The organism is Hydrogenophaga palleronii NBRC 102513 (assembly GCF_001571225.1).
Lineage (GTDB): Bacteria > Pseudomonadota > Gammaproteobacteria > Burkholderiales > Burkholderiaceae_C > Hydrogenophaga > Hydrogenophaga palleronii.
In genome coordinates this window covers 1-17,478 of the sequence record NZ_BCTJ01000041.1, presented here as the reverse complement: position 1 = coordinate 17,478, position 17,478 = coordinate 1, and the positions used below count along the sequence as shown (strand labels likewise).

18 protein-coding genes are annotated in these 17,478 nt (G+C 66.8%); 12 read left to right on the top strand and 6 right to left on the bottom strand.

The features are described from left to right. Window positions 1-6: 6 nt before the first annotated feature. The gene (locus HPA01S_RS19635) at window positions 7-1,080 is read right to left on the bottom strand and encodes an extracellular solute-binding protein (protein WP_066272695.1); all 1,074 of its coding nucleotides are present in this window, start codon (window positions 1,078-1,080) and stop codon (window positions 7-9) included. A 212-nt stretch (window positions 1,081-1,292) separates the two neighbouring features. Between HPA01S_RS19635 and mnmA the strand changes: the two genes are divergently transcribed. Then, the gene (gene mnmA, locus HPA01S_RS19630) at window positions 1,293-2,450 is read left to right on the top strand and encodes a tRNA 2-thiouridine(34) synthase MnmA (protein ID WP_066272694.1); all 1,158 of its coding nucleotides are present in this window, start codon (window positions 1,293-1,295) and stop codon (window positions 2,448-2,450) included. Between the two features lie 12 nt (window positions 2,451-2,462). Here the strand turns inward: mnmA and HPA01S_RS19625 are convergent, their stop codons facing one another. Further along, the gene (locus HPA01S_RS19625; RefSeq protein ID WP_066272690.1) at window positions 2,463-3,815 is read right to left on the bottom strand and encodes a DUF3422 family protein; all 1,353 of its coding nucleotides are present in this window, start codon (window positions 3,813-3,815) and stop codon (window positions 2,463-2,465) included. A gap of 64 nt (window positions 3,816-3,879) precedes the next feature. After that, on the bottom strand, window positions 3,880-4,386 hold the full coding sequence (locus HPA01S_RS19620) for an NUDIX hydrolase (protein WP_066272729.1): 507 nt from the start codon (window positions 4,384-4,386) through the stop codon (window positions 3,880-3,882). A gap of 105 nt (window positions 4,387-4,491) precedes the next feature. On the opposite strand from HPA01S_RS19620, the gene HPA01S_RS19615 reads away from it, so the two are divergent. From HPA01S_RS19615 to HPA01S_RS19590, 6 genes are all read left to right on the top strand, one after another. Next, entirely contained in the window at window positions 4,492-5,637 is a 1,146-nt protein-coding gene (locus HPA01S_RS19615; RefSeq protein WP_066272689.1) for a Re/Si-specific NAD(P)(+) transhydrogenase subunit alpha, read from the top strand. Further along, complete coding sequence (panD, locus tag HPA01S_RS19610; RefSeq protein WP_066272687.1) at window positions 5,634-5,996, top strand: aspartate 1-decarboxylase; 363 nt, start codon at window positions 5,634-5,636, stop codon at window positions 5,994-5,996. The genes HPA01S_RS19615 and panD overlap by 4 nt, the downstream gene beginning before the upstream one ends. 15 nt (window positions 5,997-6,011) lie before the next feature. Beyond that, window positions 6,012-6,335 (top strand): NAD(P) transhydrogenase subunit alpha part 2, encoded by a 324-nt coding sequence (locus HPA01S_RS19605; RefSeq protein ID WP_066272685.1) that lies wholly within the window; start codon window positions 6,012-6,014, stop codon window positions 6,333-6,335. Beyond that, entirely contained in the window at window positions 6,332-7,756 is a 1,425-nt protein-coding gene (locus tag HPA01S_RS19600) for an NAD(P)(+) transhydrogenase (Re/Si-specific) subunit beta (RefSeq protein ID WP_066272683.1), read from the top strand. Before HPA01S_RS19605 ends, HPA01S_RS19600 begins: the two co-directional genes overlap by 4 nt. Before the next feature lie 197 nt (window positions 7,757-7,953). Continuing rightward, window positions 7,954-9,642 carry a long-chain-fatty-acid--CoA ligase gene (locus HPA01S_RS19595; protein ID WP_066272682.1) on the top strand — a complete coding sequence of 563 codons (1,689 nt, stop codon included), beginning with the start codon at window positions 7,954-7,956 and terminating at the stop codon, window positions 9,640-9,642. 133 nt (window positions 9,643-9,775) lie between these two features. Beyond that, on the top strand, window positions 9,776-10,468 hold the full coding sequence (locus HPA01S_RS19590; RefSeq protein ID WP_245638704.1) for a 5'-methylthioadenosine/adenosylhomocysteine nucleosidase: 693 nt from the start codon (window positions 9,776-9,778) through the stop codon (window positions 10,466-10,468). A gap of 88 nt (window positions 10,469-10,556) precedes the next feature. Here HPA01S_RS19590 and corA read toward each other — a convergent pair whose 3' ends face one another. Both corA and HPA01S_RS19580 read right to left on the bottom strand, forming a co-directional pair. Next, window positions 10,557-11,543 carry a magnesium/cobalt transporter CorA gene (gene corA, locus HPA01S_RS19585; RefSeq protein ID WP_066272678.1) on the bottom strand — a complete coding sequence of 329 codons (987 nt, stop codon included), beginning with the start codon at window positions 11,541-11,543 and terminating at the stop codon, window positions 10,557-10,559. A gap of 213 nt (window positions 11,544-11,756) precedes the next feature. Then, a complete protein-coding gene (locus HPA01S_RS19580; RefSeq protein WP_066272676.1) occupies window positions 11,757-13,031 on the bottom strand; it encodes a patatin-like phospholipase family protein in 1,275 nt (424 codons plus the stop codon). Window positions 13,032-13,340: 309 nt separating this feature from the next. Here HPA01S_RS19580 and hpf point away from each other — a divergent pair, with 309 nt between their 5' ends. The 3 genes from hpf to hprK all read left to right on the top strand — a co-directional run bounded on the left by hpf (window position 13,341) and on the right by hprK (window position 15,324). Beyond that, a complete protein-coding gene (hpf, locus tag HPA01S_RS19575) occupies window positions 13,341-13,670 on the top strand; it encodes a ribosome hibernation-promoting factor, HPF/YfiA family (protein WP_066272673.1) in 330 nt (109 codons plus the stop codon). 143 nt (window positions 13,671-13,813) lie between these two features. Further along, on the top strand, window positions 13,814-14,284 hold the full coding sequence (locus HPA01S_RS19570) for a PTS sugar transporter subunit IIA (RefSeq protein WP_066272671.1): 471 nt from the start codon (window positions 13,814-13,816) through the stop codon (window positions 14,282-14,284). Between the two features lie 89 nt (window positions 14,285-14,373). Further along, entirely contained in the window at window positions 14,374-15,324 is a 951-nt protein-coding gene (gene hprK / locus HPA01S_RS19565) for an HPr(Ser) kinase/phosphatase (RefSeq protein WP_066272670.1), read from the top strand. A 100-nt stretch (window positions 15,325-15,424) separates the two neighbouring features. Here the strand turns inward: hprK and fur are convergent, their stop codons facing one another. Continuing rightward, the gene (gene fur, locus HPA01S_RS19560) at window positions 15,425-15,868 is read right to left on the bottom strand and encodes a ferric iron uptake transcriptional regulator (protein WP_066272669.1); all 444 of its coding nucleotides are present in this window, start codon (window positions 15,866-15,868) and stop codon (window positions 15,425-15,427) included. A 192-nt stretch (window positions 15,869-16,060) separates the two neighbouring features. Here fur and HPA01S_RS19555 point away from each other — a divergent pair, with 192 nt between their 5' ends. Beyond that, window positions 16,061-16,639 (top strand): outer membrane protein assembly factor BamE, encoded by a 579-nt coding sequence (locus tag HPA01S_RS19555; RefSeq protein ID WP_084360842.1) that lies wholly within the window; start codon window positions 16,061-16,063, stop codon window positions 16,637-16,639. Further along, the gene (gene dapB / locus HPA01S_RS19550; RefSeq protein WP_084360841.1) at window positions 16,636-17,466 is read left to right on the top strand and encodes a 4-hydroxy-tetrahydrodipicolinate reductase; all 831 of its coding nucleotides are present in this window, start codon (window positions 16,636-16,638) and stop codon (window positions 17,464-17,466) included. The genes HPA01S_RS19555 and dapB overlap by 4 nt, the downstream gene beginning before the upstream one ends. The last annotated feature ends 12 nt before the right edge of the window (window positions 17,467-17,478 follow it).

Genomic DNA, 17,478 nt, shown 5'->3' with positions numbered 1-17,478 from the left:
TGGGACTCAGTTGGCGGCTTTGACGCGGTCGAGCACGCGGCCCTCGATGTCCTCAATGCCGGCCGGGACCGGCGGGTACCACTTGATGTTCTTCAGCGCGGCCTCGGGGAAGCTGTCGGCGAACTGCTTTTTCAGCACCGGGTTGGCCAGCTGGTCGGCGCCTTTGCTGGCGGTGAAGTTGCCGGCGGCAGCCGCCACCTTGGCCGCGACCTCGGGGCGCATGTTGAAGTTGATCCAGGCGTAGGCGGCGGCGTCGTTGCGGCCCTTGGCCGGCAGCGCAAAGGTGTCAACCCAGCCCAGCGCGCCGGACTTCGGCGCCACGAAGCGGATGTCGGGGTTGGTCTTGTTGAGCTCCCAGCCGCCGGTGTCCCACATCATCGCGGTGGTGAGCTCGCCCGAGCGGATGCCAGCCAGCAGCTGGTCCTTGCCGTCCCAGTAGAACTTCACGTTTTTCTTGCAGTCCGCGAGCTTCTTGCCGACCTCGTCCATCAACGCCCCATAGGCCTTGGCATCGCTGTAGAGCGCAAACGGGTCCTTGCCCGACGCGAAGGCCATGGCGATCAGGGTCGGGCGCTTCAACCGCATGCTGACCTTTCCGGCGTTCTCGGCCGCGCACAGGTCGGGGTAGTCGGTGGCCTTGGAGAGCTTGGTGTTGACCACCAGGCCGTCGGTGCCCCAGATGTGCGGCACGGCGTAGACCGAGCCGGCCACCGTGGTGTTCTTTTTGGTGGCGTCGAACATGGCCGGGATGAACAGCTCGCTCTTGAGCTTGCTCAGGTCCATCGGCTTGTAGATCTTGAACTCGGTCTGCGGACCGGCGATGCGGTCCTGGCTGGGCTGCACCAGATCGAAGCCGGCGCCGGCGGTGGCGCGCAGCTTGGAGATCATCTCTTCGTTGTTGGACAGCGTGATCTCGACCTTGATGCCCGTTTCCTGGGTGAACTGCTCCACCACCTCTTTCGGGGCATAGCCGCCCCAGGTGAGCAGGCGCAGGGTCTTGTTGTCCTGGGCCTGCGCGCCGCCGGCGGCGACACAGAGAACAAGGGAGGCGAGGGCGATGCGGTGCAGGCAGCGTGTCATGACGGGCTCACTTTCAAGGTCACGGAGGGTGAAAACAAGAGGAATGCGCGCAGAAAGACGGTGTCGGTCGGGATGCCACTGTCTACCGAACACGGGGCTTGTCAAGCCACCAGCATCAATCGCACCCGTTAACACTAAGGTATTCCGGTGACGGTTGGGTGACATTCGCGTGTCCCGGCCGGCCATGCACCTCGGCTGGGATAATCCGCGCCATGGCAAGCAAACAGCGTGTGGTGGTGGGGTTGAGTGGTGGCGTGGACTCCGCGGTGAGCGCCTACCTGCTCAAACAGCAGGGCTACGAGGTCATCGGCATCTTCATGAAGAACTGGGAAGACGACGACGACAGCGAATACTGCTCGACGCGGCAGGACTTCCTCGACGCCGCCAGCGTGGCCGACGTGCTCGGCATCGACATCGAACACGTGAACTTCGCCGCCGAGTACAAGGACCGGGTGTTCGCCGAATTCCTGCGCGAGTACCAGGCCGGGCGCACGCCCAACCCCGACATCCTCTGCAACGCCGAGATCAAGTTCAAGGCCTTCCTCGACCACGCCCTGCGCCTGGGCGCCGAGAAGATCGCCACCGGCCACTACGCCCGGGTGCGCGAGCGCGACGGCGCCTTCGAACTGCTCAAGGGCAAGGACCCGCTGAAGGACCAGAGCTATTTCCTGCACCGGCTGAACCAGGCGCAGCTGAGCAAGACGCTGTTCCCGGTCGGTGAGCTGCCCAAGACCGAGGTGCGCCGCATCGCCGCCGAGATCAACCTGCCCAACGCGAAGAAGAAGGACAGCACCGGCATCTGCTTCATCGGCGAGCGGCCGTTCCGCGACTTCCTGAACCGCTACATCGCCAAGGAGCCCGGCCCGATCAAGGACCACAAGGGCCGGGTGCTGGGCCAGCACGTGGGCCTGAGCTTCTACACCCTGGGCCAGCGCCAGGGCCTGGGCATTGGTGGCGTGAAGGAAAAGGGCGCGCAGAAGGGCGGCAACGAGCACGCGCCCTGGTTCGTCGCGCGCAAGGACGTGGAGAAGAACACGCTCTGGGTGGTGCAGGGCCACGACCATCCCTGGCTGCTCACACCCCGCCTCACCGCGCAGGACACCAGCTGGGTAGCCGGCCATGCGCCGACGGTGCCGGCGCTGGCGGCCAAGACGCGGTACCGCCAGGCCGATGCGGCCTGCCGTTATGAAGCCGCGGGCGACGGTGGTTTTGCGCTGCAGTTCAGCGAGCCGCAATGGGCCGTGACACCGGGCCAGAGCGCGGTGCTGTACGACGGTGAGGTCTGCCTGGGCGGCGGCGTGATCACCAGCGACGCGGCCTCGGTGGCCGAGGCCGAAGCGCCCCAGCGCGCGCGCCTGCTCAGCGCCTGAAGCCGGGCCGCGTCAGCCCTTGCCGTGGCCCGCGCCGAGCTTGGCGTGGATGCGCCGGGTGGTGCGCCAGACGGTCCACAAGACCAGCGGCACCAGCGCGGCGGCGGCCATCTCGGGGTGGATCGGCAGGCCGGCGGCCTTGGCGCCCTTGGCGATGTACAGCAGCAGGCTGATCACGTAATACGAGATGGCGGCGATCGACAGGCCTTCCACCGTGGCCTGCAGGTGCAGTTGCATTTCCTGGCCGCGCGTGAGCTTCTCCAGCAGTTGCTGGTTCTGTGCTTCGGTCACGATGTCGACCCGGGTGCGCAGCAGCGCGCTGGTGCGCGAGATGCGCTCCGACAGGGAGGTGAGGCGCTGGGCGCTGGCGGCCACCGTGGCCATGGCCGGTGACAGCCGCCGCTGCAGGAACTCGCCCAGGGTCTGGGTGCCGGGGATCGGTTTCTCGCGCAGCTCGGCGATGCGCTGCGTGACCAGGGCGTCGTAGGCGCGCGTGGCCGAAAAGCGGTAGGTGTGCTCGGCGGTGGCGCGCTCCACGCGCGCGGCCAGCGACACCAGCTGGTCGAGCAGCTCCTGCTCCGAGGTGGACTTGTGCTCCAGCTGCGCGGTGATGCCGGCGAGCTGCGCCTCGGCCTGGCCCAGTGTCGGGCCCAGCGCCTTGGCCACCGGCAGGCCGCGCAGCGCCATCAGACGGTAGGTCTCGATCTCGAACAGGCGCTGCGAGATGCGCCCGGCGCGCGTCTCACTGGTGCCCGGCGGCGCGATCACCAGCATGCGCTCGAAGCCGGAGGGCCGCAGTTGCAGGTCGGTCAGGGCCCAGGAATGGCCGCCACCCAGCTGCGAGGCGATCAGCGTGCGGCTGCCCAACCACTGCTGCGCCTGCTGCATCAATGCCGCCTGCGCCGCGTGTGTGGGCTCGGGCAGCGTGGCCTGCAGCATCACCAGCTTGATGGCCGCCACGGTGCGGCCCGGAATGCCGGCCAGCCAGTCGGGCGGTGTGATCAGGGCGCTCAGCAGCTCGGGGTCTTGCGCGCCCAGGCCGACACCCTCGGGCAGCGGCTGCACGATGGAGTACCGCGTGAACTCGGTGTGGCGCTCCCACTTGAGCGTGTGGTCCTTGAAGCGCAGGCGCAGGAAGTTGCCGCGCAGTTGCTCGGGTGTGAGCGCGTCCTGCCCCGGCAGGCGGCGCAGGTGCTCGCATTCCTGTTCGCGGCTCACGCCTTCGTTGAGCACCGCCACGAACACGATCAGCGCCGGCAGCCGGATGCTGGCGGGTGGGCGGGCGTGCAGTTCGTTGTGCAACTCGGCGCGCTGTGCATCGTCGGCAGGCAGCACGCGGTGGAGGGTGGCGGCGGATTCGTTCATGGACGAGGGCTCGGCGTGAAAGTGCCGATGATAGGTGGGGCGGGCGCTGGCCCGCGCCGTGGGCTCAGGCGTCGGGTGCGGGAGGCAGCGACACGGAAGGGTCGGTGAACACCAGCGACAGCGGTTGCCGCTGGCCGGCCAGGTGGTCTTCCATGCAGCGCACCACCAGGGGGCTGCGGTGGCGCGCGCTGCTGGCGCGGATCTCGTCCGGCGTCAGCCACAGGGTGCGCACGATGCCGGTGTCCAGCGTGCGCCCCGGCACCACCGCGCCGAGTTCGCCGCAGTAGGCGAAGCGCAGGTAGGTCACGTCCTGCGCGGGCCGGCCGTTGCGTCCTTCGCGCTGGAAGCGCGAGAGGTACACGCCCACCAGCGCGGTGGGCGTGAAGGCATGGGTGGTTTCTTCCAGCGTCTCGCGCACCACGGCTTCGAGCAGGCCTTCACCCGGATCGAGGTGGCCGGCCGGGTTGTTCAGGCGCAGGCCCTCGGCGGTGTGTTCTTCGACCAGAAGGTAGCGCCCGTCGCGCTCGATCACGGCGGCCACGGTGACACTGGGTTTCCATCGGGTGTGCATGGCGCGCATTATGCGGGGGGCATCGTTGCATGCGACGAGGAGCGCCTGGCGGCTTTAGAGTAAGCTCGCGCGAACATCGTTCAACCCGTGGGTGAGGAGACATTCATGCAGATAGGCGTACCCGCTGAGACCACAGTGGGCGAAACCCGAGTCGCCGTGACACCGGAGACCGCCAAGAAATACGTGGCCCAGGGCCACACCGTGCGCGTGCAATCGGGCGCCGGCCTGGCCGCCAGCGCCACCGACGCAGCGTATACCGCCGTGGGCGCCGAGATCACCGACGCCGCTGGCGCATTGGGTGCCGATCTGGTGCTCAAGGTGCGTTCGCCCAACGACAGCGAGCTGGCGCAGATGAAGCGCGGTGCCACCCTGGTCGGCATGCTCAACCCGTTCGACGCCGCCGGCCTGCAAAGCCTGGCGAACGCCGGCCTGACGGCCTTTGCGCTCGAGGCCGCACCGCGCACCACACGCGCGCAGAGCATGGACGTGTTGTCCTCGCAGGCCAACATCGCCGGCTACAAGGCGGTGATGATCGCGGCCCACCACTACCAGCGTTTCTTCCCCATGCTGATGACGGCGGCCGGCACGGTCAAGGCCGCGCGCGTGGTGATCCTCGGCGTCGGCGTGGCCGGCTTGCAGGCCATTGCCACGGCCAAGCGCCTGGGCGCGGTGATCGAAGCCTCCGACGTGCGCCCGAGCGTGAAGGAACAGGTTGAGTCGCTGGGCGGCAAGTTCATCGACGTGCCCTACGAAACCGCCGAAGAGAAGGAAGCGGCTGAAGGCGTGGGTGGTTATGCCCGCCCGATGCCGCCGAGCTGGCTGGAACGCCAGAAGCTTGAGGTGGCCAAGCGCGTGGCGCTGGCCGACGTGGTCATCTCCACCGCATTGATTCCGGGCCGCGCCGCGCCGGTGCTGATCACCGAAGACATGGTCAAGTCCATGAAGCCGGGCAGCGTGATCGTGGACATCGCCGCCGGCAAGGGTGCGCCCAATGCCGACGGCAGCGTGGGCGGCAACTGCCCGCTGACCGAAGCCGACAAGACGGTGGTGAAGCACGGCGTGACGCTGGTGGGCGAGACCAACCTGGCCTCGATGGTGGGCGCCGACGCTTCGGCCCTGTACGCGCGCAACGTGCTGGACTTCCTCAAGCTGGTGCTGCCCAAAGACGCGGCCGCGGTGGAAGTGCCGATGGACGACGACATCGTGGCAGCCTGCCTGATGGCGCAAGGTGGCGAGGTCAAGCGCAAATGAGTCGTGTGATGCTGCGCGCGAAACTGCATCGCGCGACCGTGACCGAGGCCGACCTGCATTACGAAGGGTCCTGTGGCATCGACGAGGACCTGCTCGATGCCGCCGACATGCGCGAGTACGAAAAGATCGAGCTCTACAACGTCAACAACGGCGAGCGCTTCACCACCTACATCATCAAGGCCGCACGCGGCTCGGGTGCGATCTCGCTCAACGGCGCGGCCGCACGCAAGGCGCACGTGGGCGACCTGCTGATCATCTGCACCTATTCCCCGGTGGATGACGACGCCGTGCCGACCTGGAAGCCACGCGTCGTGCTGCTGGGCGAAGGCAACCGCATCAATCAAATCAAGAAAACCTGAAGCGAGGAGACCCTCATGGAAGCCGTATCCCCCACCATCCTGAACCTCATCATCTTCGTGCTGGCGATCTACGTCGGTTACCACGTGGTGTGGAACGTCACGCCCGCGCTGCACACGCCGCTGATGGCGGTGACCAACGCGATCTCCGCGATCGTGATCGTCGGCGCCATGCTGGCCGCCGCGCTCACCGAAACCCAGCTGGGCAAGACCATGGGCGTGCTCGCCGTGGCGCTGGCCGCGGTCAACGTCTTCGGTGGTTTCCTCGTCACCCGGCGCATGCTGGAGATGTTCAAGAAAAAAGAACGCAAGAGCCCCGCTGCTGAGGGAGCCAAGCCATGAGCATGAACCTCGTCACGCTGCTGTACCTCGTTGCCAGCGTCTGCTTCATCCAGGCCCTCAAGGGCCTGTCGCACCCGACCACCTCCATCCGCGGCAACGTCTTCGGCATGACCGGCATGGCCATCGCCGTGCTGACCACCGCCGCGCTCATCGTCGAGCTCTCCGGCGGCAAGGCCGAGGGCATGGTGTGGGTGCTGGGTGGCCTGGTGGTCGGTGGCGCCATCGGCGCGATCATGGCCAACCGGGTCGAGATGACCAAGATGCCCGAGCTGGTGGCCTTCATGCACAGCATGATCGGCCTGGCCGCGGTCTGCATCGCGGTGGCCGTGGTGGCCGAGCCCTGGGCCTTCGCCATCGTCGCCAAGGGTGATCCGATCCCGGGCGGCAACCGCATCGAGCTGGCGCTCGGCGCCTTCATCGGCGCGGTCACCTTCTCGGGTTCCGTCATCGCGTTCGGCAAGCTCTCGGGCAAGTACAAGTTCCGCCTGTTCCAGGGTGCGCCGGTGCAGTTTGCCGGCCAGCACAAGCTCAACCTGCTGCTCGGCCTGGCCACGGCCTTCTTCATCTTCGGCTTCTGGCATTCGCAGAGCTGGATGGACATCGTGCTGGTGATCGCGCTCGGCTTCATCCTCGGCGTGCTGATCATCATCCCCATCGGCGGCGCCGACATGCCGGTGGTGGTGTCCATGCTCAACAGCTACTCGGGCTGGGCGGCGGCCGGCATCGGCTTCAGCCTGAACAACTCGATGCTGATCATCGCCGGCTCGCTGGTGGGTTCCTCGGGCGCGATCCTGAGCTACATCATGTGCAAGGCGATGAACCGCTCGTTCTTCAACGTGATCCTGGGTGGCTTCGGTGGCGACACCGCCAGCGCCGGTGGCGCCAAGGCCGAAGCGCGGCCGGTCAAGAGCGGCAGCGCCGACGACGCGGCCTTCGTGCTCGGCAACGCCGAGACCGTGGTCATCGTGCCCGGCTACGGCCTGGCGGTGGCGCGCGCACAGCACGCGGTGAAGGAACTGGCGCACAAGCTGACCGAAAAGGGCATCACGGTGAAGTACGCCATCCACCCGGTGGCCGGGCGCATGCCGGGCCACATGAACGTGCTGCTGGCCGAGGCCGAAGTGCCGTACGACCAGGTGTTCGAGATGGAAGACATCAACGGCGAGTTCGGCCAGGCCGACGTGGCCATCATCCTGGGCGCCAACGACGTGGTGAACCCGGCCGCGCTGCAAAAGGGCAGCCCGATCTACGGCATGCCGATCCTGGAGGCCTACAAGGCCAAGACGGTGATCGTGAACAAGCGCTCCATGGCCGCGGGTTATGCTGGCCTGGACAACGAACTGTTCTACATGGACAAGACCATGATGGTGTTTGGCGACGCCAAGAAGGTGGTCGAGGACATGACCAAGGCCATCGAGTAAACCGCCCGGCGCACGGGTTCGGTACTGGAGGGCCCGTGGCAACACCGGCCCTCCGCTTTTTGTAGCGGGCTTGTGGCCTGCCGCATGATTGGAAGTCGGCTGCAAGGAGCGCGTAAGGGAAAAACACGAGGTGCATCACCCGACTTCCCACGGACAATGCGCGTCGATCCATCCAAAAAAAGACGAGGAGATTGCGTATGACCGAATCCACGGCCGACCGCCCCTGGCTGGGCGCGTACCCCGCAGGCGTACCCGCCGACATCGATGTCGCGCAGTACCCCTCGCTGGTGCACCTGATGGAAGAAAGCTTCCAGAAGCACGCCGGGCGCACCGCCTACAGCTTCATGGGCAAGGACGTGAGCTTCGCCCAGACCGACAGCCTGTCGATGGCCTTCGGTGCCTACCTGCAGGGCCTGGGCCTGGTCAAGGGCGACCGGGTGGCGATCATGATGCCCAACGTGCCGCAGTACCCGGTGGCGGTGGCAGGCATCCTGCGCGCCGGCTTCGTGGTGGTGAACGTCAACCCGCTGTACACGCCGCGCGAGCTGGAGCACCAGCTCAAGGATTCGGGCGCCAAGGCGATCGTGATCATCGAGAACTTCGCGCACACGCTGCAGCAGTGCATCGCCAACACGCCGGTCAAACACATCGTGCTGGCCACCATGGGCGACCAGCTCGGCCTGCTCAAGGGCGCGCTGGTGAACTACGTGGTGCGCAACGTGAAGAAGCTGGTGCCGCCGTTCAGCCTGCCGCAGGCGGTGCGCTTCAACGACGCCATTGCCAAGGGCACGCGCGGCACGCTCAAGCGGCCGCAGATCCAGCCCGACGACATGGCCGTGCTGCAGTACACCGGCGGCACCACCGGCGTCAGCAAGGGCGCGGTGCTGCAACACCGCAACGTGATCGCCAACGTGCTGCAGTCCGAAGCCTGGAACGACCCGGTGATGAAGCAGGTGCCGGCCGGTGAACAGCCCACTGCCATCTGCGCGCTGCCGCTGTACCACATCTTCGCTTTCACGGTGAACATGATGCTGGGCATGCGCACCGGCGGCAAGACCATCCTGATCCCCAACCCGCGCGACCTGCCCGGCGTGCTCAAGGAGCTGAGCAAACACCGCTTCCACAGCTTCCCGGCGGTCAACACCTTGTTCAACGGCCTGGCCAACCACCCCGACTTCAACACCGTGGACTGGAGCCATCTGAAGGTGTCGGTGGGCGGTGGCATGGCGGTGCAGAGCGCGGTGGCCAAGCTCTGGCTGGAGAAGACCGGCTGCCCGATCTGCGAGGGTTACGGCCTGAGCGAGACCAGCCCCTCGGCCAGCTGCAACCCGACCACCAGCACCGCCTACAGCGGCACCATCGGCGTGCCGCTGCCCAACACCTTCATGAAGTGCCTGGACGACGACGGCAACGAAGTGCCGCTGGGCCAGCCGGGCGAGATCGCGATCAAGGGCCCGCAGGTGATGGCCGGTTACTGGCAGCGCCCCGACGAAACTGCCAAGGTCATGACGCCCGACGGCTTCTTCAAGAGCGGCGATGTCGGCATCATGGACGAGCGCGGTTACTTCAAGATCGTGGACCGCAAGAAGGACATGGTGCTGGTCAGCGGCTTCAACGTCTATCCGAACGAGGTGGAAGACGTGGTCTCGCTGCTGGCCGGCGTGATGGAGTGCGCGGTGGTCGGCGTGCCGGACGAGAAGTCGGGCGAGGCCGTCAAGCTGGTGATCGTCAAGAAGGACGAGAGCCTGAGCGAAGCGCAGGTGCGCGAGTACTGCAAGGCCAATCTCACCGGCTACAAACAGCCCAAGGTGGTGGAGTTCCGCACCGAGCTGCCCAAGACACCGGTCGGCAAGATCCTGCGCCGCGAGCTGCGCGACAAAAAGTGAAGCACCGGCGCACTGCGCCACAATGCGAGGCGGCTTCGGCCGCCTTTTCTTTTGCCTGCCTGGAGCCCGCCCCTTGACCACCACCGCCATCGTCAGCGCCCTGCACGAAGAACTGGCCGCCGTGCTCGGCCTGATGCCCGACGAGCAGCCGCAGCGTGTGGGCGGGCGCGAGTTCTGGCGCGGCCACCTGCACGGCCAGCCGGTGGTGGCCGTGCTCTCGGGCATCGGCAAGGTGGCCGCGGCCACCACCGCCACCGCGCTCATCGAACGCTTCGGCGTGCAGCGCATCGTCTTCACCGGCGTCGCCGGTGGCCTGGGCGATGGCGTGAAGGTGGGCGACGTGGTGGTGGCGCGCAGCTTCCTGCAGCACGACATGGACGCCTCGCCCATCTTTCCGCGCCACGAGGTGCCGGGCTACGGGCGGGCCTCGTTCGAGGCCGACGCTGCGCTCAGCGCCCGGCTGGCGATGGCCAGCGAGCAGGTGCTGCAGACCCTGCCGGCGCAGCTCGGCGCCGAGGTGGTGCAGGCCTTCGGCCTGCAGGCGCCACGCTGCCACCAGGGCCTGCTGCTCAGCGGTGACCGCTTCGTGTCGACCAGCGCCGAAAGCACGGCACTGCGCGCCGAACTGCCGCAGGCGCTGGCGGTGGAAATGGAAGGCGCGGCCTTCGCCCAGGTCTGCCACGACTACGGCGTGCCACTGGCCGTGGTGCGCACCATCTCCGACCGCGCGGACGACGCCGCCCACGTGGACTTTCCGCGCTTCCTGCGCGAAGTGGCGAGCCGCTACAGCGGCGCGATCATCGAGACCCTGCTGGCCAGCAGATGACCGGACCAGAATGCCGCGGAACTGGCTTGGCCAGGCCGCAGGCATTGCCCCCTGGGGGGTGACGGGCGAAGCCTGGCGCGGGGGGCGCTCAGCGCAACCAGCCGCGCTTGCGGAAGTACAACATCGGCACCACCGCCGACAGCACCATCAACCCCAGCGCCATCGGGTAACCGAAGCGCCACTGCAGCTCGGGCATGGCCACGAAGTTCATGCCGTAGCTGCTGGCCACCAGCGTCGGAGGCAGCAGCGAGACGCTGGCCACCGAGAAGATCTTGATGATCTTGTTCTGGTTGATGTTGATGAAACCGACCGTCGCGTCCATCAGGAAGTTGATCTTGTCGAACAGGAAGGCGGTGTGGCCATCGAGCGAGTCCAGGTCGCGCAGGATCTGGCGTGCGTCCTCGAACTGTTCGGCGCTCAGCAGGCGGCTGCGCATCATGAAGCTCACCGCACGGCGCGTGTCCATCAGGTTGCGGCGGATGCGGCCCGACATGTCCTCGTGCCGCGCAATCGCCGACAGCGCGTCGCTCAGCAGGGCGTCCGATGCGTTGCTGTTGAGCACCTTCTTGCTCACCGTCTCGATGTCGTCGTAGATGTCTTCCAGCGTGTCGGCGCAGTATTCCGCGTCGGCATCGAACAGCATCAGCAGCACGTCCTTGGCGTCCTCGATCAGGCCCGGCATGCGGCGCGCGCGCATGCGCAGCAGGCGGAACACCGGCACGTCCTCGTCGTGGATGGAGAACAGCACACCACGGCTCTTGAGCGTGTCGTTGTGCTCGTTCAGGATGAAGGCCACCCGCACCGCGCGCGGGTCGTCCTGGTCGTCGATCAGGAAGTCGGAGCGCACATGCAGCTCGCCGTTGTCTTCCTCGAAGAAGCGGGCCGATTCTTCGATGTCCTCGTCCATCGCGTCTTCGGGAATGGAGAGGCCGAAGTGTTGTTTGACCCAGCGCCGCTCTTCGGGCGTGGGGTCTTCGAGGTCAACCCAGATGGGTTTGAAGCGCGCGAGTTCTTCGAGCGATTCGATCTCTTCCTGGAAGAGGCGGCCGTTGGCCAAGGTGAATACGTTGAGCATGGCGGCGCTCCCGGCGGGTTCGTGCTGTCTGGCAAAAGGTCGAGGGCCGCCAGGGCGGGCCTCGGGGGCGGTTCGGTGCTGCTTTCAGTCAACCTGCCGCCGATCCAGAGTCGCCAGGGAGGGCGGCGCTCAGACGGTCGCGGGGATGGCTGAAAGCACACAACTGGGGGGTGTGCTGTCCATGAGACTCTCCGTGAATGAAATGACGGTGAATTATGGCACTGCAGCACCGGCCAGCGGGGTGATGTCCGTGCCAAAGAACCGCAGCAGCTCGTCTTTTCGGCGCCAGGCGTCGTGTTCGCCCAACTCGATCAGGGCGTTGACGAAGCCCGGCTCGAACAGCAGGTAACTGGCCAGCGCTGCCGCGCTGCCGGCGGCCCCGCGTGTGGTGTCCAGTGCCCCCAGGCCGGCCAGGGTGTTGCGGGTCTGCGCCGGCAGCTCGCCGATGTGTTTGTGCGCCAGCTCGTCGAGCGAAAAACTCGGCTGGATCGCCAGCACGTCCACCGGCCGGTAAGGCAGTGCGGCGGCCAGCGCCGGCGGCAGTCGCGCCAGGGTCTGGCTCACGCGCTGGGCCTGTTCAACGTCGGCCTGCAGCGTGTCGTGGAACACGCTGGCCATGGCGTGGCCGGCGATGGTGCCCGCGGTGGGCTCGCCCGCGCTGCGTGCGGCCAGGCCGGCGCGCTGCGGTTGGCCCACACCGATCACCAGGATACGGCGCGCGCCGAACTGGATCGCCGGCGACAGCGGCGAGAGCTGGCGCATGGAGCCGTCGCCGAAGTGTTCCTTGTGCCCGTCCACCCACAGCGGCACTGCGGGAAAGAGAAACGGGATCGCGCTGGACGCCATCAGGTGTTCGATCGTGATCGGCTGGAACGCGGCGCGCCGCCCGGGCCGGTGCCAGGGCTGCACGGGGTGCTCGGGCCGGGTCTGGCAGAAGGTCCAGTGTTCGCCCGTGGTGTAGCTCGAGGCCGTGACACCCAGCACATGGATCAGCCGCTGCTCCAACGCGCGCTCCAGGCCTTGCAGGTCGATCGCGCGGTGCAGCGTGTCCACCAGCGGCAAGGTGTCGAGCAGCGCGTGGTGGCGCCGCACCTGGCGCGCCAGCGTGAGGCCGGCCACCACGCGGTTGGCGCGCACCCAGCCAGGCGCCTCCAGCCGGTAGACGCGTTCGGAGCGCAGGCCGCTCCAGAACGTGGCGAGCTGCGCCAGCGCGGGCAGGCCCTGGGTGGCGATGCTGGCCAGGTAACTCGCGTTGAGCGCACCCGCCGAGGTGCCGAACAGGCATTGGAAGGGAAAGCCGCCTTGCGCTGCCGGAGCGCTGGCCGGCGGCTGCGCCGCGAGCATCGCGCCCACCGCCTTGAGCACACCCACCTGGTAGGCGGTGCGCGCGCCACCGCCCATCAGCACCAGGGCGCAGTCGCTCTGGCCGGCCGTGTTGGCTTGCTCTTGCAGCAGCGTGTTGTGGAGGATCAGGGTGTCGAGTGACAAGACAGGGTCCTTGGGTACAGGTTGGCCGACAAGGCGTGCCCGGGCACGGTATCGAGGCTGGAAATCATGGCACATGCCCCACCCCTTTACAGGGTCTTGTGCGCGAGCGATGGACACCATCGACAGCGGCGCGCCAAGCCCGCGCGCTGCGGGCTGAGTGCCAAGGTGTTCCTTTACACGCTTTGTTGCCCTGGCAGGGTTGCGCTGCTGGACGTTCGTGTGCATAGTGGGTTCAAGACATCCCCGTGGCCGCCGGGAGGTCTTGCCCCCGGCGGTTTCTGTCAACCCGGAGCAAAAGGAGTCTCAGCTATGAACCTGACGATCAGCGGTCACCACCTTGAGGTCACACCCGCCCTGCGCGGTTACGTCACCACCAAACTGGAACGCATTTCCAGGCATTTCGACCAGGTGGTCGACATCAAGGTGCTGCTCACGGTAGACAACCTGAAGGAGAAGGACCTGCGCCAGAAAGCCGAATGCAATGTGCACGTGAAGGGCCGCGACCTGTTTGCCGAAAGCACACACGCCGATCTGTATGCCGCTGTGGACGATCTGGCCGACAAGCTCGACCGTCAGGTGCTGCGTCACAAGAACAAGACGCAGGATCACCACCACGATACTGTCAAACGTTTGATGTAACCCGCTTCACGGCCCCTTGACCGCCGGGGCCGTGAACAATGTTGCGATGCAGCAAGCCGCTTGATTGTCAAGCGGCTTTTTTGTACCTGCGGTCTAGCCAAGGAATTCCTAGTCGGCATAATTTGCGGTCCGAAAGGGCTTAAATGAACCGACTTTCCGCCATATTGCCCGCCGTGCAAGTGCTTGTCAGCGTGGATGCCACGAGCAAGAAACGTGCGTTTGAAGAGGCAGGCCTGCTCTTCGAGACCCAGCACGGTCTGAACCGCGCCCTGATCACCGACAGCCTGTTCGCGCGTGAGCGCCTGGGCTCCACCGGCCTGGGCCACGGCGTGGCCATTCCCCACGGCCGCATCAAGGGCCTCAAACAACCGCTGGCCGCGGTGTTCCAGCTTGCGAGCCCGATCGGCTTCGACGCCCCCGATGAACTGCCGGTGCAGTTCATGATCTTCCTGTTGGTGCCCGAGGTGGCCACGCAGAAGCACCTGGAAATCCTGTCCGAGATCGCCGAGATGCTCAGCGACAGCGCGCTGCGCGAACAGATGAAGACCGCCGGCGACGCCGCGGTGCTGCACCAGCTCATCACGTCCTGGCAGTCGGCCCACGCCGCGGCCTGAGCATTGAGCACGCGCGCCGCTCCGCTGTCCCGCCTGCGCTGGCCTGAAGCGCCACAGACCGAGGGCGGCCGGTTGGCCGTGCGGCCACTTTGAAACCCACCGTCGTCAGCGCCGATGTCCTGTTCGAGGACCATCGGGACGCACTCAAGTGGCAGTGGATCGCCGGCCTCGGTGCCTCCGAGCGGCGCTTCGATGAAGTGGCCATCCGTGCCGCGCGCTCGGGCGCCGACCTGGTCGGTTACCTCAACTACATCCACCCCTACCGGGTACAGGTATTCGGCGTGCGCGAAGTCGCCTACCTGACCAGCCCGAGCGAAGAGGACAACAAACGCCGCGTGGCGCGCATCGTCACGCTGGAGCCGCCGGTGCTGGTGGTGGCCGATGGCCAGGCCGCTCCCGATGCGCTCACCGCGATGTGCGAGCGGGCGCAGATTCCGATGTTCTCCACGCACGAGTCGGCGGCGTTCGTCATTGACGTGCTGCGTGCCTACCTGTCGCGCCACTTCGCCGACCGCGCCTCCATGCACGGCGTGTTCATGGACATCCTGGGCATGGGCGTGATGATCACCGGCGAGTCGGGCCTGGGCAAGAGCGAGCTCGGCCTGGAACTGATCTCACGCGGCCATGGCCTGGTGGCCGACGACGCGGTTGACCTGTACCGCATCAACCAGACCAGCATCGAAGGGCGCTGCCCTGAGCTGCTGCAGAACCTGCTGGAAGTGCGCGGCATCGGCCTGCTCGACATCAAGGCCATCTTTGGCGAGACGGCGGTGCGGCGCAAGATGAGGCTGTCGCTGATCGTGCACCTGGTGCGGCGCGAGACCATGGAGCGCGACTACGAGCGCATGCCGCACGAACCGCTGTACCAGGACGTGCTCGGCGTGCCGGTGCGCAAGGCGGTGATCCAGGTTGTGGCCGGCCGCAACATCGCGGTGCTGGTGGAAGCTGCCGTGCGCAACACCATCCTGCAGCTGCGTGGCATCGATACCTACCAGGAGTTCGTTTCGCGCCACCGCGCGGCGATGTCCAGAGGGGAGTAGGGGCCGGCTGCCAGAAACACCGCGGAACCGGCTTTGCCGGGCCGCCGGGTGTTGCCCCCTTGAGGGGGTGACGCCGCAGGCGGCACAGGGGTGGTTTCTTTTACGCCGCGCGGTGCACGTTGCCGCGGTGCGGGCACTCGCCCTTGCTGCAATTGGCGTACAGCGAAAGCGCGTGTTCCTGCAGCACGAAGCCGCGCGACTTGGCCACCATCTGCTGGCGCTTCTCGATTTCGGCGTCGAAGAATTCCTCGACGCGGCCGCAGTCCAGGCAGACCAGGTGGTCGTGGTGCTGGCCTTCGTTGAGCTCGAACACCGACTTGCCCGATTCGAAGTTGCTGCGCGTGAGCAGGCCGGCCTGCTCGAACTGCATCAGCACCCGGTAGACCGTGGCCAGGCCGATGTCGGAGCGCTCTTCCAGCAGCACGCGGAACACGTCTTCGGCCGTCATGTGGCGCTGCTTGGCGTTCTGGAACACCTCCAGAATCTTCAGCCGGGGCAAGGTGGCCTTGAGCCCGGTGCTCTTGAGTTCTTCGATATTGGTCATGGCGGGTGTTTGCATGGGGTTGGAAACAGGCGCCAGGTGGCGTCACCGGGCATGGCCGGCCCCTGGATCGGGGCAACATCCGGTGCAAGACCCCGGGGCTACAATGAATGGATCATATCGCCAGTGTCCGCCGCCTGCAGCATTGCCCCCAGGGGTAGCGCCGGTGACGCCCCGTCTTCACGGTCCGAGCCCATGCACCACCTCAACACCCCACGCGCCTCATCTCCGAAGCCCCTCCTGCGCCCGCTGCGCGCCCTGGGTGCGCTGCTGGCCGTGGTGGCCCTGTCGGCCTGCTCCAGCATCGGCAGCCGCGTGCCCACCCTCATCACGCCCTACAAGGTCGACATCGTGCAGGGCAACGTGGTCACGCGCGAACAGGCACAGGCGCTCAAGAACGGCATGTCGCGCGACGAAGTGCGCGACATCCTGGGCTCGCCGCTGCTGGTGAGCGTGTTCCACGCCGACCGCTGGGACTACGTGTTCACCTTCCGCCGCCAGGGCCAGGAGCCGCAGCAGCGCCGTCTCACGCTGCACTTCAAGGGCGACGTGCTGGACCGTTTTGAAGGCGACGAACTGCCGAGCGAGACCGAATTCGTCGCGTCGCTCGACACCCGGCGCAAGTTCGGCAAGGTGCCGCCGCTGGAGGCCACCGAGGCCCAGCTCAAGTCTTTCGAAGAGAAAAACGCCAACGCCCCGACCGCACCCTTGCCACCCACCGCCCCGACCGACGCCAACTACCCACCCCTGGAGAGCCCGGGAGCCGCACGTTGAGCGCCGCCGCCCCCGCCGCAGCGGCCTTGAGGGTCTGTGTCGCCGGTGCCAGTGGTCGCATGGGCCAGATGCTGGTGGAAGCCTTGCGCGACAGCGGAGACTGCGTGCTCAGCGGTGCGCTCGACGTTGCCGGCAGCCGGGCCATCGGCCAGGATGCGGCCGGCTTCGCGGGCCAGCCCAGCGGCGTGACCATCACCGCCGACCTGGCCCAGGGTCTAGCGGACAGCCAGTTCCTGATCGACTTCACGCGTCCCGAAGGCACGCTGGCGCACCTGCGCGAATGTGCACAACGCGGCGTGGCCGTGGTCATCGGCACCACGGGTTTCTCTGACGCGCAGAAGGCCGAGATCGCCGAGATCGCGAAGCAGATTCCCGTCATGCTGGCGCCCAACATGAGCGTTGGCGTGAACGTCACGCTCAAGCTGCTGGAGATGGCGGCCAAGGCCTTGTCCACCGGCTACGACATCGAGATCGTCGAGGCGCACCACCGCCACAAGGTGGATGCACCGAGCGGCACCGCGCTCAAGATGGGCGAGGTGATCGCCGACGCGCTGGGCCGGGATCTCAAGGACTGCGCGGTCTACGCGCGCGAAGGCGTGACCGGCGAGCGCGACCCGTCCTCGATCGGTTTCGCCACCGTCCGCGGCGGCGACATCGTGGGCGACCACACGGTGCTGTTCGCCGGCACCGGCGAGCGCATCGAGATCACGCACAAGTCGAGCAGCCGCGTCACCTACGCCCAGGGCAGCCTGCGCGCGGTACGTTTCCTGGCGGGCAAGCCGGCCGGGCTGTACGACATGTTCGACGTGCTGGGCTTGAAGCCGTGAAGCTCCCCCCTG

What these genes read in the sequence shown, in the direction of transcription:
- HPA01S_RS19590 (WP_245638704.1), top strand. Translation starts at nt 9,776, where the DNA reads ATGCCCGACGAGCAGCCGCAGCGTGTGGGCGGGCGCGAGTTCTGGCGC.
- HPA01S_RS19625 (WP_066272690.1), bottom strand. Translation starts at nt 3,815, where the DNA reads ATGAACGAATCCGCCGCCACCCTCCACCGCGTGCTGCCTGCCGACGAT.
- mnmA (WP_066272694.1), top strand. Translation starts at nt 1,293, where the DNA reads ATGGCAAGCAAACAGCGTGTGGTGGTGGGGTTGAGTGGTGGCGTGGAC.
- HPA01S_RS19555 (WP_084360842.1), top strand. Translation starts at nt 16,061, where the DNA reads ATGCACCACCTCAACACCCCACGCGCCTCATCTCCGAAGCCCCTCCTG.
- HPA01S_RS19635 (WP_066272695.1), bottom strand. Translation starts at nt 1,080, where the DNA reads ATGACACGCTGCCTGCACCGCATCGCCCTCGCCTCCCTTGTTCTCTGT.
- fur (WP_066272669.1), bottom strand. Translation starts at nt 15,868, where the DNA reads ATGACCAATATCGAAGAACTCAAGAGCACCGGGCTCAAGGCCACCTTG.
- HPA01S_RS19570 (WP_066272671.1), top strand. Translation starts at nt 13,814, where the DNA reads ATGAACCGACTTTCCGCCATATTGCCCGCCGTGCAAGTGCTTGTCAGC.
- hpf (WP_066272673.1), top strand. Translation starts at nt 13,341, where the DNA reads ATGAACCTGACGATCAGCGGTCACCACCTTGAGGTCACACCCGCCCTG.
- corA (WP_066272678.1), bottom strand. Translation starts at nt 11,543, where the DNA reads ATGCTCAACGTATTCACCTTGGCCAACGGCCGCCTCTTCCAGGAAGAG.
- HPA01S_RS19605 (WP_066272685.1), top strand. Translation starts at nt 6,012, where the DNA reads ATGGAAGCCGTATCCCCCACCATCCTGAACCTCATCATCTTCGTGCTG.
- HPA01S_RS19600 (WP_066272683.1), top strand. Translation starts at nt 6,332, where the DNA reads ATGAGCATGAACCTCGTCACGCTGCTGTACCTCGTTGCCAGCGTCTGC.
- HPA01S_RS19595 (WP_066272682.1), top strand. Translation starts at nt 7,954, where the DNA reads ATGACCGAATCCACGGCCGACCGCCCCTGGCTGGGCGCGTACCCCGCA.
- panD (WP_066272687.1), top strand. Translation starts at nt 5,634, where the DNA reads ATGAGTCGTGTGATGCTGCGCGCGAAACTGCATCGCGCGACCGTGACC.
- HPA01S_RS19615 (WP_066272689.1), top strand. Translation starts at nt 4,492, where the DNA reads ATGCAGATAGGCGTACCCGCTGAGACCACAGTGGGCGAAACCCGAGTC.
- HPA01S_RS19620 (WP_066272729.1), bottom strand. Translation starts at nt 4,386, where the DNA reads ATGCACACCCGATGGAAACCCAGTGTCACCGTGGCCGCCGTGATCGAG.